The organism is Neopoerus faecalis, from assembly GCF_029218125.1.
Lineage (GTDB): Bacteria > Bacillota > Clostridia > Oscillospirales > Oscillospiraceae > Oscillibacter > Oscillibacter faecalis_A.
Window position 1 is genome coordinate 67,219 of record NZ_JARFXX010000001.1, and the last position, 14,639, is coordinate 81,857.

General features: G+C 57.9%; 12 protein-coding genes. 9 read left to right on the top strand and 3 right to left on the bottom strand.

Annotated features, from left to right (window positions below; all coding sequences use genetic code 11):
* Positions 1–179 precede the first annotated feature (179 nt).
* Entirely contained in the window at positions 180–2,084 is a 1,905-nt protein-coding gene (locus PY311_RS00330; protein ID WP_286146675.1) for a PrpR N-terminal domain-containing protein, read from the top strand.
* Between the two features lie 72 nt (positions 2,085–2,156).
* Here PY311_RS00330 and PY311_RS00335 read toward each other — a convergent pair whose 3' ends face one another.
* Both PY311_RS00335 and larAH6 read right to left on the bottom strand, forming a co-directional pair.
* On the bottom strand, positions 2,157–3,332 hold the full coding sequence (locus PY311_RS00335; RefSeq protein ID WP_286146676.1) for an NAD(P)-dependent malic enzyme: 1,176 nt from the start codon (positions 3,330–3,332) through the stop codon (positions 2,157–2,159).
* Between the two features lie 53 nt (positions 3,333–3,385).
* Positions 3,386–4,636, bottom strand: coding sequence for a nickel-dependent malate racemase, LarAH6 family (larAH6, locus tag PY311_RS00340; RefSeq protein ID WP_286146677.1), 1,251 nt, complete (start codon positions 4,634–4,636; stop codon positions 3,386–3,388).
* A gap of 184 nt (positions 4,637–4,820) precedes the next feature.
* Here larAH6 and PY311_RS00345 point away from each other — a divergent pair, with 184 nt between their 5' ends.
* Positions 4,821–5,756, top strand: a complete 936-nt coding sequence (locus PY311_RS00345; protein ID WP_286146678.1) for an AEC family transporter — start codon at positions 4,821–4,823, stop codon at positions 5,754–5,756.
* On the opposite strand, the gene PY311_RS00350 is transcribed toward PY311_RS00345, so the two are convergent.
* Positions 5,734–5,925: a hypothetical protein gene (locus PY311_RS00350; RefSeq protein ID WP_286146679.1), complete on the bottom strand. Its 192-nt coding sequence runs from the start codon at positions 5,923–5,925 to the stop codon at positions 5,734–5,736. The genes PY311_RS00345 and PY311_RS00350 overlap by 23 nt on opposite strands.
* Before the next feature lie 186 nt (positions 5,926–6,111).
* Here PY311_RS00350 and PY311_RS00355 point away from each other — a divergent pair, with 186 nt between their 5' ends.
* From PY311_RS00355 to PY311_RS00385, 7 genes are all read left to right on the top strand, one after another.
* A complete protein-coding gene (locus tag PY311_RS00355; protein WP_286146680.1) occupies positions 6,112–7,125 on the top strand; it encodes a TRAP transporter substrate-binding protein in 1,014 nt (337 codons plus the stop codon).
* 147 nt (positions 7,126–7,272) lie between these two features.
* Positions 7,273–7,776, top strand: coding sequence for a TRAP transporter small permease (locus PY311_RS00360; protein ID WP_286146681.1), 504 nt, complete (start codon positions 7,273–7,275; stop codon positions 7,774–7,776).
* Between the two features lies 1 nt (position 7,777).
* Complete coding sequence (locus tag PY311_RS00365; protein ID WP_286146682.1) at positions 7,778–9,058, top strand: TRAP transporter large permease; 1,281 nt, start codon at positions 7,778–7,780, stop codon at positions 9,056–9,058.
* Positions 9,059–9,489: 431 nt separating this feature from the next.
* Positions 9,490–10,869 (top strand): hydroxymethylglutaryl-CoA lyase-like TIM-barrel protein, encoded by a 1,380-nt coding sequence (locus PY311_RS00370; protein ID WP_286146683.1) that lies wholly within the window; start codon positions 9,490–9,492, stop codon positions 10,867–10,869.
* A gap of 17 nt (positions 10,870–10,886) precedes the next feature.
* Positions 10,887–11,561 (top strand): GntR family transcriptional regulator, encoded by a 675-nt coding sequence (locus PY311_RS00375; protein ID WP_286146684.1) that lies wholly within the window; start codon positions 10,887–10,889, stop codon positions 11,559–11,561.
* A 1-nt stretch (position 11,562) separates the two neighbouring features.
* Entirely contained in the window at positions 11,563–13,491 is a 1,929-nt protein-coding gene (locus tag PY311_RS00380) for an aconitate hydratase (RefSeq protein WP_286146685.1), read from the top strand.
* Complete coding sequence (locus PY311_RS00385; RefSeq protein ID WP_286146686.1) at positions 13,491–14,639, top strand: isocitrate/isopropylmalate family dehydrogenase; 1,149 nt, start codon at positions 13,491–13,493, stop codon at positions 14,637–14,639. Before PY311_RS00380 ends, PY311_RS00385 begins: the two co-directional genes overlap by 1 nt.

Here is a 14,639-nt window from a genome sequence, read left to right on the forward strand (position 1 = left end):
CCGCCTTACGGCGGTTTGCGCTTGCACGATTATTTTATATTTTCGGCCTTGACGGGTCAATTGTTTGTCGAACGTGAAAAATTCAGTTCACTTTTGTTCCGTCTTGTGGTATATTTGAAGCAGTGAAACATATTTCCCCGATGCAGGGAGCGTTTTTCCGTAACATGGGAGGGAACGGTTTGTCTGATACTTACAAAATCTGCTTTCTCGGCTATAAAAAACTGGGAGAATTGGCGCATCAGGTCATTGAGCACCTGAATTATTCCGATACAACTATCATTTTAAAAGAGTGCTCCATTGAAACACTGGTACAGGCGGTCAACGAGGCCATCAGCGAAGGCTGTCAGGTCTTTGTGGCCGGCTCCGCCAATGCCGAGGAGTTCAAGCGGCGGTTTTATGAGCATCTTATCGAGCTGCACATCGATATGTCCGACTATCTGTACTGCCTTCAGCGGGCCAAGGAGCTGGGGGCGAAAAAAATCGCCGTGACGGTTCACCGCAAAAGCCGGAAGGTGGATTTCGATGTACTTCAGAGCCTCACGAAAATTCCCATCCACACCATTTACTATCAAAGTGAAACGGAGCTGGAGTATAACCTCTCCCATACGGACTGCGACTGCGTCATCGGTGCGGCCCTTGCCAACGAGATTGCCGAGCGGCTGGGTCTGAAGGGCATTTTGATCTACGAGGGCGAGTACACCATTCGTTCCAGCATCGATCAGGCCCGCAATCTGGCGGCAGAGCTGCAATCCGCCTCCCGGAAGGAGTCCATTACTAACGCCATCATCCGCAATGTGCCTGCCGGAATCATCATCACGGATGAAAACGGGCGCATCACCACCTTCAATAAGCAGGCGAAGAAGCTCACCGGCTTTCAGGAGCAGAAACTCCGGGGCCAGTTCCTCTCCGATGTGATTCCCTCCCTTTCCTATGCAGCGTTTTATAAAAGCGGACAGATTCAGTCCGACCGCAAGCACCTCTTTGACGGAGCCATGGTGCGCTGCATCCAGACCCGGCTTTTGCAGGGCGACCAGCAGATCGGGATGCTCACAACCTTACAGGCGGATAACTCCCGCCGCAAGAAAATGGACAGCACCCGGGAATTTTTTGCCCATCACCAGTGGAAAGACGTCCTCGGCACCTCCTCCGTCATCCGGCGGGTGGTGGCGGAGGGCAAAACGCTGGCGGAAATGGAGGACCCTGTGGCCCTCATCGGCGAAAACGGCACCGGCAAGAGCTTTTTCGCCCAGTGCATCCACAACGGTTCTCCCCGGGCCAAAAAGCCATATATTGTCATCAACGCCGGGACCATTGCCCAGCAGGATGCCGCCCGGGTACTGTTCGGCAGCGATGACGGCGCCAAGCCCCGGATGGGCCTTTTTGAGCTGGCCGGCGGCGGCACCATTGCCTTGCAGGGCTTGGGAGACGCCTCCGAAGCGTTTTTCTCCTGTCTGCGACAGGTGCTTCTTCAGCACTCCTATTTCGCCGTGGGCGGCGTAACCACGATACCTTTCAGCGCGCGGCTTTTAGCGCTGGTAACGCCGGAGGAGCGCCGCCGGATTCCCCGGGACCTGTGGGACCAGCTCTCTGTTTTTTCCTTGAATCTGCCGCTTCTAAAGGACCGGCAGGAGGATGTATCCACCCTGTTCCGCTTCTTTCTGCTGCGAGAGTCCATTCTGATGCCGCCCCGGACGCAGAAGGAGCTGGAGGAAATTTTGTCCTTTTACTCTTGGCCCGCTAACCTCATTTCTCTTTCCGCTGTCAGCAAGCGGTATATCCTCCTTTACCAGCAGGCCATGAATCCCTCTCCCAGTGCCAAGCAGCAGATTCTCATCCGCGCCATCGGCGAGGACGAGCTGCTCTCCGACATCTACCGGCAATACCCAGCCCTGACGGACGCAGCCAACAGCCCGCCGGAGGAGGTTCTGGCAGGTGTTGCCGCAATGAAGCGCATTTTAAAGTACAACAACAGCGTCATTGCCGATAAGCTGGGCCTTGGCCGCACAACGCTGTGGCGTATTCAGAAAAAGGCCGGTGTCTCCGATGCCGGGGAAGATACAGACAGTCCCGAACCCATCGAATAAAAAAGAGCAGCGCCCCGCCGAATGGCGGAGCGCTGCTTCTTTTTGTATTTATATGTTGTGTGTCCGAGCAGCTCAGATGCGGGCCACGCCGGAATCGTAGGCGGCCTGCTTGACAGCATTGGCCACGGCGTCCTTCACCCGGGGATCGAAGGCGGCGGGGATGATGTAGTCGGCGTTCAACTCCTCATCGGAGATCAATCCCGCCAGCGCCTTGGCGGCGGCGATCTTCATAGCGTCATTGATGTCACTGGCACGGGCGTCCAGCGCGCCGCGGAAGATACCGGGGAACGCCAGCACGTTGTTGATCTGGTTGGGGAAATCGCTACGACCGGTGGAAATGACCTTGGCGCCGCCGGCCTTGGCATCGTCGGGGAAAATCTCCGGGGTGGGGTTGGCGCAGGCAAAGATAATGGCGTCATGGTTCATGGTCTTCACCATTTCGGTGGTCACAGCGCCGGGAGCGGACACGCCAATGAACACATCGGCCCCCACCAGCATATCGGCAAGGCTGCCCGCCTTCTTGGAGAGGTTGGTGACCTTGGCCATCTCGTCCTTAATAGGGTTCATGCCCTTGGGGCGGCCCTCATATACAGCGCCGCTGCGGTCGCAGAGCGCCAAATCCTTCACACCGGCGGAAAGCAGCAGCTTGCCGATGGCGATAGCGGCGGCACCAGCGCCGTTGATGACAACCTTGATCTCGTCCATCTTCTTGTTTACAACCTTCAGCGCATTGGTCAGGCCCGCCAGCGTGATGACGGCGGTGCCGTGCTGGTCATCGTGGAAAATGGGGATATCGCAGCGCTCCTTCAGCTTCTTCTCAATCTCAAAGCAGCGGGGCGCGGCAATGTCCTCCAGATTCACGCCGCCGAAGGAGCCGGCCAGCAGAGCCACGGTGTTGACGATCTCGTCCACATCCTTGCTGCGGATGCACAGAGGGATGGCGTCCACATCACCGAATGCCTTGAACAGAACGCACTTGCCCTCCATAACGGGCATACCGGCCTCGGGGCCGATGTCGCCAAGGCCCAGAACGGCAGTACCGTCCGTCACAACGGCCACGGTGTTCCAGCGGCGGGTCAGCTCATAGCTCTTGTTGACATCCTTCTGAATTTCGAGGCAGGGCTGGGCCACACCGGGGGTGTAGGCCAGCGAAAGCGCGTCCTTGCTGTCCACTGCCGCACGGGGCGTGACCTCCAGCTTGCCCTTCCACTCATAGTGCAGTCTCAGAGATTCCTTTGCGTAATCCATTGTTTTCTCCTCCGTTTATCGTATTTGCTCCGGCGGAAGTGCCGGAAAGAAACTTATTCCGCCACACGCGGCAGCGTGGAGCCGCCGTAGGGCATCACCAGCACCGAGGCATTGGCGCCGCACTTTTCCGCAGCGGCATCATAGGCCACCTGTACGCTGTGGAACGGCTTCATGAACAGCCGCTCCACCAGCGCGTCCTCCATATCGCTGACAAGGTAGATATCCGCCTTTTCCAGAACCATGGCAATGGCCGCCGCCTTATGGCCGCCCAGCCGGAACTCCTTTTTGATTCGCTCGATAAGAGAATGGGGCGTGGGGGCGGTGGTGAGCCATTCTTCAAAGGTCTTTTCGCCCAGCCCCTCCTTGCAGGAGCCGATGAGCACCACCACGCCGCCGGGCTTGACCGCGTGCTTGGCGTTGTCCAGCGCCTTCTGGGTCTGGTAGAGGTTCAAATCCTTGGGGGCGCCGCCCTGCGACACTAAAACGATGTCCGCCCGCTGCGGAATCTCCTTGCGGTACAGGGTGTCCAAAAAGGCGCAGCCGACCCGGTGCGCGGCAGTCACATCGCCTGCTACAGCCCGAATGATCTCTTTTTGCGCGTCCAGCACCACGTTTACGATGAAGTCCACCCCCACCATGGCGGCGGCCTCCTCAATATCCTCCCGGACGGGGTTGCCCTCCAGCTTGCCGGCATGGGCAGTTTCCTCCACCATGCGGCTGTGGTTGGCCTGAATCGCCGCCCGGGTAGAAACGCCGGGCATGATGGCCTTGGCGCCGCCGGAATAACCGGCAAAGTAGTGATATTCAATATTGCCGAGGCAGATGCGGCGGTCCGCCTCCGCCACGGTTCGGACAATATCCACCGGCGTGCCCCGGGAGGTCACGCCGATATGTACGCAGTCCGCCGTGTTGCCGTCCACGCAGGTGATCTCACTCCACGCACGGTCTCCGGCCAGATGGCGCTGCTCCTCCTCCGTATGGCAGCGGTGACTGCCGAGGGCGAACACCAGCGTAATGTCCTCCCGCTTGACACCGGCGTCATACAGCTCGTCCAGCAGGGCGGGCATCACCTTCCATGTGGGCATGGGGCGGGTAATATCGCTGGTGATGATGGCAATCTTCTCGCCGGGGTGCACGATGTCCCGCAGCCGGGGCGTACCGATGGGCTCGTTCAGCGCCCGCCGGACCTCCGCCTCGCCGGTCAGCGCCACCGGCACCTCGTTGGGCGTCAGGATGCCCTGCAGATTTGCCTCCGGCACCTGCACCGTTTCGCTGCGGGTGCCGATCTTCAGAGTGATGTCCATAAATGAAGCCCTCCTCTGTTCCTATTTGTAGTTTAGATTATATGCCGAAACGGTTTTTTGTCAATTCTAACGTTTAGGATTTGACAAAATTTGCCGCTCTACCTATACTGAAAGATAATTTAATCGCTCCGCAAACGCGGGGCAAGACGAAAAAATGCCGGAGAACCGGCAAAAGGAGCACAGTATGGGAAATTTTCAAATCTGCCTGGACGCCACCGCACCTCTCCTTCTCTATCTGGCGGCAGGCTACCTTGCCCGCAGGCTTAAGCAAATCGACAGTCAGGACGTATCCCGGTTCAATTCGGTGGTCTTCAATTTCTTTCTCACGGTCAATCAATTTAAAAGCATTTACTTTTCCGATTTGAGCACCGCCGTTCGTCCGGGGCTGATTCTCTTTTCCGCATTGGGTGTGCTGACGTCCTGCGGCATCGGCCTCGCGCTGTCCTCCAAGCTGCTGCCCAGGGAGCAGCGGGGCGTTATGACGCAGGGTATATTCCGTTCCAATTTTGTGCTCATCGGGCTTTACATCGCGGAAACGCTGGTGCCCGATGGCAGCGTCGGCTCCGTGGCGGTACTCGGCGCCATTGTCATCCCGCTGTTCAACGTGCTGGCGGTGGTGGTGCTGTCCCTGTACGGCGGCGGGCGCGTCAGCTTCCGGAGCATATTTATAAAGGTATTGAAAAATCCGCTGATTCTCTCCACGGCAGCAGGACTGCTCTGCCTGTGGCTCCGCGTCCCCCTGCCTCGCTTCGTTCAGACGGCGGTGCGGCAGATGGCCGCTGTGTCAACGCCCATGATGCTGTTTCTGCTGGGTGCCTTCTTCCGTTTTGACGCGCTGTCCCGTTACCGCAAACAGGTAGTTTTAGGCGCGTCCATGAAGCTGCTGGTCATGCCCGCTATCTTCCTGACGCTGGGCTACTGCCTTGGCTTCCGGGGTATGGAATTTGCGGCGCTGCTGGGTGTGTTCGCCACCTCTACCGCCGTTTCCTCCTTTGCCATGACCCGCCAACTGGGCGGCGATGTGGAGCTTTCCGGCGCGCTCATCGTTGTCACCAGCACTCTTTGCCCCTTTACGCTGTTCCTCTGGTGTTTCCTGTTCAAGTCTCTGGGCGCATTTTAAGCAAATTTCTTTTCCGCTCTCCAGCAGTTTTTTCGAGAGAAATCCCCCAGTTTCCACAAAAGTGGGACATCTTTTTGTGCAGTTTGACCGTCTTTTGTTCAGCAATTGCAAAATTGCTTCTGTGTTTTTTCTCTGCGAACGGTTTTAAAATCGCTTCAAATTGTTCCACGGCTGTTTTTCATGCTCTGTCAGAAACAAATCGGCGTCAAAATTACTGGTACTTTTCACCGAATTGACGCAGTTGTGCATTCTGGATTAGAGTGTTACCAGCGGTACACCCCAAGGAACGGGTTTCCGTCTGGCGGTGCGTACCGCATGGTCCATTTTGTACCATCATATTTTTAGGAGGAAAGTTATGAAAAAGTTTTGGTCTTTGCTTCTCTCTGTCGCAATGGTCGCATCTCTGGCCGCCTGCGGCGGCAGCAGCTCCGGCGGTTCCACCAGCGGCGATGCCGCCAACACCGGTGACTCCGCCAACACCGAGGCGGTCCACTTCAAGCTGAGCCATCCCTCTGCTGAGGGCGGCCCCTATGACCTGATGAGCAAGAAGTTTGCTGAGCTGGTCGAGGAGAAGTCCGGCGGCAAGTACGTCATCGACATCTTCGCCGCAAACGCTCTGGGCTCTCAGGAAGAGGTTCTGGACGCCGTTTCTCTGGGCACTCTGGATCTGGCTGTTACTTCCGATGACATTCTGGCCAAGTACGCTCCCGAGTGGGGCTATGTGGGCCTGCCCTTCCTGTTCGATGACGTTGATGACGTTGATGAGAACCTCAACGGTGAGCTGGGCGCTTACCTCTCCGGCAAGCTGGAGGATAAGGGGATGTTCGTTATCTCCTTCTTCGAGAACGGCTTCCGTAACATCACCGCCAACAAGGAGATCAATACTCCTCAGGATCTGGCCGGTCTGAAGATCCGCGTCATGACCAACGAGCCTCTGCGCGCCATGTTCACCAACGCCGGCGCCGTTGTCACCAACGTGTCCTTCTCCGAGCTGTATCAGGCTCTTCAGCTTGGCACCTGCGAGGCCGAGGAGAACCCCTTCGCCAACATCCGCGATAAGAAGTTCTACGAGGTCCAGAGCTATATGTGCGTGACCATGCACTCTCACACTGCTGAGCCTCTGGTCATGTCCAAGGAGCTGTTCGACAGCCTGTCTGCTGAGGATCAGGCCATGTTCCAGGAGGCCGGTCTCGAGGCTTCCAAGTGGGCTTATCAGCATGCTAAGGATACCGACGCTGAGAACCGCGAGTATCTGGAGGGCCAGATGACCGTTATCGATCCCGATCGTGAGCTCTGGAAGGAGTTCGCTGCCGAGACCAACGCTTCTTACGAGGCTAACTACACCGAGGCTGCCGCTCTGAAGATCTGAGCTCGGTCCGTACATTTTTCAAGCATTCCATCGCATTATATCGCAGAGTAGAATAGAGAGATAGCCTTGCGGGATACGTGTAGGCGCGCCTATACGTATCCCGCAAGCATTTATGGACAATCCAACCAAAAGGAAAGTAGGTATCGTATGTATAACGGCTTGGTCAAGTTTAATACCGGCATCACCAAGGTATACAACGTCATCATGATGATCCTCCTTGGCCTGATGAGCATTTGGACGCTCTTTGAGGTCATTTTCCGGGAGGCCGGCGTGAGTGTGCCCTGGCTTGAGGAATTTACGATTTATGCGTTCAGCTGGCTGACCTATTTCGGCGCCGCCAACGTGCTTCGCAACGATGGTCACCTGAGCGTGACCGCTATCACCGGCATCATTGAAAAGAAAAGTCCCAAGGCCCGCAAGGCTTTAGCTATCATTACTTACATCATCGTCGCGGTCTTCTGCTGCATCGTCTGCTATTATTCTACCATGATGGTGATTAAGTATAATAACACCGGCTCCACCACCACTAACATCCGTTGGATCAAGATGAGCTGGGTCTTCTTCCAGATTCCCCTGAACTACATTGTGTACATTCTGTTTGAGATCGAAAAAATCTGGGGCGTTGCCACCGGAAAGCGGGAGGTAAAGTAATATGCTGGTAATTGTTCTGCTGGTCAGCTTCTTCCTGCTGCTGTTCATCGGTGTCCCCATTTCTTTCGCCCTGTCCATTTCCTCCTTCACGGCGGTTATGACCACAGGCGCAATCCCCGTTATCAATCTGGTGCAGAAAACGTTCCGCGCCATCGACTCCTTCACCCTGCTGGCAATCCCCTTCTTCGTGTTTGCCGGTAACGTTATGGCCCGCGGCGGCGTTTCCAAGCGCCTGACCGATATGGCCGCAACGCTGGTGGGCCGGATGCCCGGCGGCCTTGCTCACGTGGCAACGCTGTCCTCCACCTTCTTCGGTGCTATCTCCGGTTCCGCCCCCGCTACCACCTCCGCTATCGGCGCCGTTATGGTGCCCGAGATGGAGAAGCGCAACTACGATAAGGCCTTCACCGCCGCTGTGGTCGCCGCCTCCGGTACCATCGGTCTGATCATCCCCCCCAGCAACACCATGGTTATGTACGGCACGCTGGCAAACGCCTCCGTCGGTAAAATGTTCATCGGTGGCGTCGGCCCCGGCCTGCTGATGACCGCAGTCATTATCATCATCAACTATGTCATTTCCAAGAAGCGCGGCTATGTCGGTACCGAGCGTGTCACTGCCAAGGAGGTCGCCACCGCTTTCAAGAACGGTATCTGGGCTCTGCTGATGCCCGTCATTATTCTGGGCGGTATCTATTCCGGTCTGTTCACCCCCACCGAGGCTGCTGCCATCGCTGTGTTCTACGGCATTATCGTCAGCGCCTTCGTGTATCGCAACATGGGCTGGAAGGACTTTATCCATGTGCTGTCTGCTTCCGCCTCCTCCACCGCTTCCATTCTGTTCCTTGTGGCAAACGCCCACATCTTCAGCTATCTGCTCTCCAGTGAGCAGATTCCGCAGAAGCTCGCTATCCTGATGACCAGCCTGACCACCAACCCCACCATGATCATGTTCCTGATTATGATCGTGCTGCTGATTGCCGGCTGCTTCCTCGATAACGCCGTGGCCGTTATTCTGCTGACCCCCATCTTCGTCAACGTGGTTCAGGCCATGAACATCGACATCTGCTACTTCGGCGTGTTCCTGGTGTTCGTGCTGGCTATCGGTCAGGTTACGCCTCCTGTGGGCCTGTGCCTGTTCGTTGCCTGCGATATCGGCAAGGTCTCTATTGAGAAGATCAGCCGCGAAGTTCTTCCCTATGTGGGCGGTCTGATCGTCACCGCAATTCTGTTGGTGCTCTTCCCCCAGATCGTCACCTGGCTGCCCAGCCTGACGGGTTTGTAATCGAAGGGACTTCCAAGCAAAAAAATACAGAGGATCGTTCGATCCTCTGTATTTTTTTGCTTTCCAATACCTTTGGCCGAGAAATATGCGCCGGCAGGCGCGTATCCCCCGGTAATTTTCTCTCTGCTTCGCGTGTGTCAGCCCGCCTGCGGCTTAAGGGTAAAAACCACCTGCAATCCATCGCCGACCGGTGTATGCGGCTAAGGCTGGCTGGCAGAGCACCCGCAGGCAGAGCGCACAAGAATATGAGCGCAGACTGCTTTTGTCTCCGCCTTTGGCGGACATTTGCGTGATGAACGCTCATGCCACAAAAATTGACTGGTAAAATTTCATAAAATTATTGCGGACGTATGGACATTTTATCCGCTGCGGTGTATATATGTATACAGATATACAATCTTGCAGGAGAACCTGCCGGGAAGGAGACCGCTATGCTTGAATTATCATCAAAAACAAATCTGCTGGAAGAAAATGACTACCGTTACTCCCTTCAGGATGTAAAGGACCCGGTGCTGTACCGGGATGTATACAACTACGATGAGGTCCCCAAGGTGGCCTTCAACCACCGGCGGGTGCCCATGTCCATGCCGGCAGATATCTGGATCACCGACACCTCTTTCCGGGACGGTCAGCAATCCATGAACCCCTACACCCCGGAGCAGATCGAGCACCTGTTCAAGCTCCTGAGCAAGCTGGGCGGGCCCTACGGCCTTATCCGGCAAACGGAGTTCTTTATTTACAGCAAGCGGGACCGAGAGGCCATTGAGCGCTGTCAGGCGCTGGGGCTGCGGTTCCCGGAGATCACCACATGGATTCGCGCCACGCGGGAGGATTTCCGCATGGTAAAGGACCTTGGCATCAAGGAAACCGGAATTCTCGTTTCGTGCAGCGACTATCACATCTTCAAGAAAATGCAGATGACCCGTCGACAGGCGCTGGACTATTACCTTGCCACGGTGAAGGATGCCTTCGATGCCGGCGTCATGCCCCGGTGCCATCTGGAGGACATTACCCGTGCGGATTTCTACGGCTTTGTAGTCCCCTTTGTCAATGAGCTGATGGAGCTGTCCCGGGAGGCCGGGATTCCCGTCCGCATCCGGGCCTGCGACACCATGGGCTACGGCGTGCCCTACACAGAGGTAGCCCTGCCCCGCAGTGTTCCGGGTATTATTTACGGCCTGCAGCACTACTCCGGCGTCGAGAGTGAATATCTGGAATGGCACGGCCACAATGACTTCTATAAGGCGGTCTCCAACGCCGCTACCGCATGGCTGTACGGTGCCAGCGGCGTCAACTGCTCCATGCTGGGCATCGGCGAGCGCACCGGCAACGTGCCGCTGGAGGCCATGGTATTTGAATACGCCTCTCTGCGGGGTTCTCTGGATGGCATGGACCCCACCGCCATTACGGAGATCGCGGATTATTTCGAGCGCGAGATCGGCTACCGCATCCCGCCCATGACGCCGTTTGTGGGCCGGAACTTCAACGTCACCCGGGCGGGCATTCACGCCGACGGGCTTTTGAAGGACGAGGAGATCTACAACATTTTCAACACGGAGAAGCTGCTGGACCGTCCCGCCGCTGTGGCGGTGAGCAAGACCTCCGGCCTTGCCGGAATCGCCTACTGGATCAACCAGAACTACCGCCTGAAGGGCGAACGTCAGCTCAACAAGCACGATGCGCTGGTGGAAAAGCTGAAGGACTGGGTGGACGCCCAATACGCCGGGGGCCGCACCACCGCCCTTTCCAATGAGGAGCTGGAGGGAAAAATCGCGGAGCTGTCCGGCGGGGCCTTGAAGTCCAAGTATTAAGATAGGAGCGCAGTACCATGATGAGAGATCACAAGCCTGTTTCCATTGCGGATCAGGTGTTTGAGCAGTTGGAGCGGGATATTCTCTCCGGGAAATACCCGCAGGGAGAGGTGCTCAGCGAGCTGCGGCTGTCCGGAGAGCTGGGCGTCAGCCGGACGCCCATCCGGGAGGCTGTCCGCCGCTTGGAGCAGGAGCATATTTTGGAGGACACCAGCCGTGGCATGGTGGTAGTCGGCATCTCCCGGGAGGATATGCTGGACATCTACGAGATTCGCCAACGGCTTGAGGGCATCGCCGCAGAGCGTGCGGCGGTTGCCATCTCCGATGACACCCTCCGGGAGATGAAGGAAACGCTGGGCCTTCAGAAGTTCTATATTGAAAGTGAGCGGGAGCCTGGGGAAAACTCCGACCAGATCAAAAATCTGGATTCCCGGTTCCATGAGCTGCTGTACCAAAGCTGCGGCAGCCGCCCCTTTACCGATACCCTCATCTCCCTGCATAAGAAGATCATCAAATACCGCAAGGCGTCCATTACAAAGCACAGCCGCGCGGTACACGCGCTGGAGGAGCACACCGCCATCTATACCGCGCTGGCGGCGCACGATGGCAAGGCCGCGGCAGAGGCCGCCCTGCGCCATGTGGCCAACGCCCGGGCCAACATCGCCGGAATTACGCAGAAGGGGGAAAACTGATATGGGAAAGAGCCTGACGCAAAAGCTCATCGAAGCGCATCTTGTGAGCGGCAGCACGGAGCCGGGCGCCGAGGTGGCTCTGCGAATCGACCAGACACTGACGCAGGACGCCACCGGTACCATGGCCTATCTGGAATTTGAGTCCATGGGAATTGACCGGGTGCGGACAAAGCGGTCTGTCGCCTACGTGGACCACAACACACTGCAATCCGGCTTTGAAAACGCCGATGACCACCGCTATATTCAGACCGTTGCCGCAAAGCACGGCATCTGGTTCTCCCGTCCCGGCAACGGCATCTGTCATCAGGTCCATCTGGAGCGCTTCGGCGTTCCCGGAGAGACCCTGATTGGCTCCGACAGCCACACCCCCACCGCTGGCGGCATCGGGATGCTGGCCTTCGGCGCCGGCGGTATGGATGTGGCCGTGGCCATGGGCGGCGGCGCGTACTACATCAATATGCCGAAGGTCATCCGGGTGGAGCTCACCGGCACGCTGCGGCCCTTTGTCACCGCCAAGGACATCAGCCTTGAGCTGCTGCGTATCCTCTCCGTCAAGGGCGGTGTGGGCCATGTCATCGAGTGGGGCGGCCCCGGCATTGCCAGTCTGTCCGTGCCGGAGCGTGCCACCATCACCAATATGGGAACGGAGCTGGGCGCTACCACCTCTATTTTCCCCTCTGATGAGGTGACCCGCGCCTTTTTAAAGGCACAGGGCCGGGAAGCCGATTTTACCCCCCTTGCCGCCGATTCGGACGCGGATTATGACCGGGTCATTTCCATTGACCTTGATACGCTGGAGCCGCTGATTGCCTGTCCCCACATGCCGGACAATGTTGTTACCGTCCGCAGCCTGAAGGGCACCAAGGTGGATCAGGTCTGCATCGGCTCCTGCACCAATTCCTCTCTGTACGATATGCTCAAGGCCGCCGCCATGCTGAAAGGAAAAACCGTTGCCCCCACCGTCAGTATGTCCGTCTCCCCCGGCTCCCGGCAGGTATTGACCATGCTGGCCGACTGCGGCGCGCTGTCGGATATTCTGTCCTCCGGCGTGCGGCTGCTGGAATGTGCCTGCGGCCCCTGCATCGGCATGGGCTTCTCCCCCAACTCCGGCGGCGTGAGCCTGCGGACCTTCAACCGCAATTTTGAGGGGCGCAGCGGTACCGCCGATGCCAAGGTCTATCTGGTATCCCCGGAAACGGCTGTGGCCTCTGCCCTCACCGGCGAGATCACCGACCCTCGCGATCTGGGACTGGACGCCCTTCATGTGGAGATGCCCGACCACTTCCTCATTGATGACAGTGCCGTGCTGGCCCCTGCCTCCCCGGAGGCCGCCGGGGAGGTGGAGGTTCTGCGGGGGCCGAATATCAAGCCCTTCCCGCAGGGAACACCTGTTGGGGACAGCATCACCGCCGAGCTGACGCTGAAGGTCGGCGACAATATCACCACAGACCATATCATGCCCGCCGGAGCCAAAATTCTGCCCTACCGCTCCAACATCCCCAAGCTCTCGGAATTTTGCTTTGCCGTATGTGACAAGAGCTTTTCCCAGCGGGCCAAGGAGGCCGGTCAGAGCATCATCGTGGGTGGCAGCAACTACGGACAGGGCTCCTCCCGGGAGCACGCGGCGCTGGTGCCGCTGTATCTGGGTGTCCGGGCGGTCATAGCCAAGAGCTTTGCCCGGATTCACGCCGCCAACCTTATCAACGCCGGTATTCTGCCTCTGACCTTTGCGGACCCGGCGGACTATGACCGGCTGACACAGGGCGAGACCCTGACGCTCACCGGCATTGACGCCGGTCTGGACAGCGGCGAAATGACGCTTCACGCCGGGAACCGCGCCATTCCCGTCCATGGCAGCTTTACAAAGCGGCAGGCCGCCATGCTGCGGGCCGGCGGGCTGCTGAGCTATACGAAGGAGGGAACCGACTGATGGCAGATTACGAAGCAATTCTCAATGATGCAGCAGCCCATTTCCGGGAGCTGCTGGCCCAGCAGCTCCAACGGCAGACGCGGATGGAGCAGGGCGAGCCTGCCAAGGATTTTTCCAAAATGGAGCACATCGTTATCGGCCTCATTCCCGGCGACGGAATCGGCCCCATCATCATGACGCAGGCCCGGCGGGTCCTGGAACGTCTGCTGGCGGCGGAGCTTCGGAGTGGACGGGTAGAGCTGCGCGATATTGAGGGCCTGACCATTGAAAACCGCACGGCACAGGGGAAGGCCATCCCCGATGACGTTCTATCCACCATCAAAGCCTGTGATGTGCTTTTGAAAGGCCCCACGGAGACTCCCAAGGGCGGCACGCTGGAAAGCGCCAACGTGGCCATGCGCCGGGAGCTGGACCTCTACGCCAATGTGCGGCCTGTCTCCGTCCCGGAGGCGGGCATTGACTGGACCTTCTTCCGGGAAAATACCGAGGGCGAATACGCCCTTGGGAGCCGGGGCATTGAAATTCCCGGCAAGCTGGCCATGGATTTCAAGGTCACAACGGACGCCGGAACCCGGCGCATTGCCAGAGCGGCCTTCGCCTTTGCCCGCGCCAACGGAAAAACCAACGTAGCTATTGTCACCAAGGCCAATATCATGAAGAAAACCGATGGCAGCTTCTCCCGAATCTGCCACGAGGTCGCGGCGGAGTACCCGGAGATCACCGCCGAGGACTGGTACATCGACATCATGACCGCCAACCTGGTGAACCCGGAAATCCGCAGCAAATTTCAGGTATTTGTACTGCCAAATCTCTACGGCGACATCATCACAGATGAGGCCGCACAAATTCAAGGCGGCGTCGGTACCGCCGGCAGCGCCAACACCGGCAGCCGGTACGCCATGTTTGAGGCCGTGCACGGCACCGCTCCCCGGCTCATTGCCGACGGAGAGGGGGATTACGCCAATCCCTCCAGCATCCTGAAGGCGGCGGAGCTGCTGTTGCGGCACATTTCCATGGCTGACAAGGCCGACCGCCTTGCCGCCGCCATGCACCTGTGCACGGAAACGGAGCGCCGCGTGGTCATGACCGGTCACCGGGATGGAGCCTCCTGCGCCGAATTCGGCGATTATCTGCTAAAGAAGCTGTAA

Coding starts and splice junctions, on each gene's coding strand:
- PY311_RS00335 (WP_286146676.1), bottom strand. CDS start 3,332: ATGGATTACGCAAAGGAATCTCTGAGACTGCACTATGAGTGGAAGGGC.
- larAH6 (WP_286146677.1), bottom strand. CDS start 4,636: ATGGACATCACTCTGAAGATCGGCACCCGCAGCGAAACGGTGCAGGTG.
- PY311_RS00345 (WP_286146678.1), top strand. CDS start 4,821: ATGGGAAATTTTCAAATCTGCCTGGACGCCACCGCACCTCTCCTTCTC.
- PY311_RS00355 (WP_286146680.1), top strand. CDS start 6,112: ATGAAAAAGTTTTGGTCTTTGCTTCTCTCTGTCGCAATGGTCGCATCT.
- PY311_RS00360 (WP_286146681.1), top strand. CDS start 7,273: ATGTATAACGGCTTGGTCAAGTTTAATACCGGCATCACCAAGGTATAC.
- PY311_RS00365 (WP_286146682.1), top strand. CDS start 7,778: ATGCTGGTAATTGTTCTGCTGGTCAGCTTCTTCCTGCTGCTGTTCATC.
- PY311_RS00370 (WP_286146683.1), top strand. CDS start 9,490: ATGCTTGAATTATCATCAAAAACAAATCTGCTGGAAGAAAATGACTAC.
- PY311_RS00375 (WP_286146684.1), top strand. CDS start 10,887: ATGATGAGAGATCACAAGCCTGTTTCCATTGCGGATCAGGTGTTTGAG.
- PY311_RS00380 (WP_286146685.1), top strand. CDS start 11,563: ATGGGAAAGAGCCTGACGCAAAAGCTCATCGAAGCGCATCTTGTGAGC.
- PY311_RS00385 (WP_286146686.1), top strand. CDS start 13,491: ATGGCAGATTACGAAGCAATTCTCAATGATGCAGCAGCCCATTTCCGG.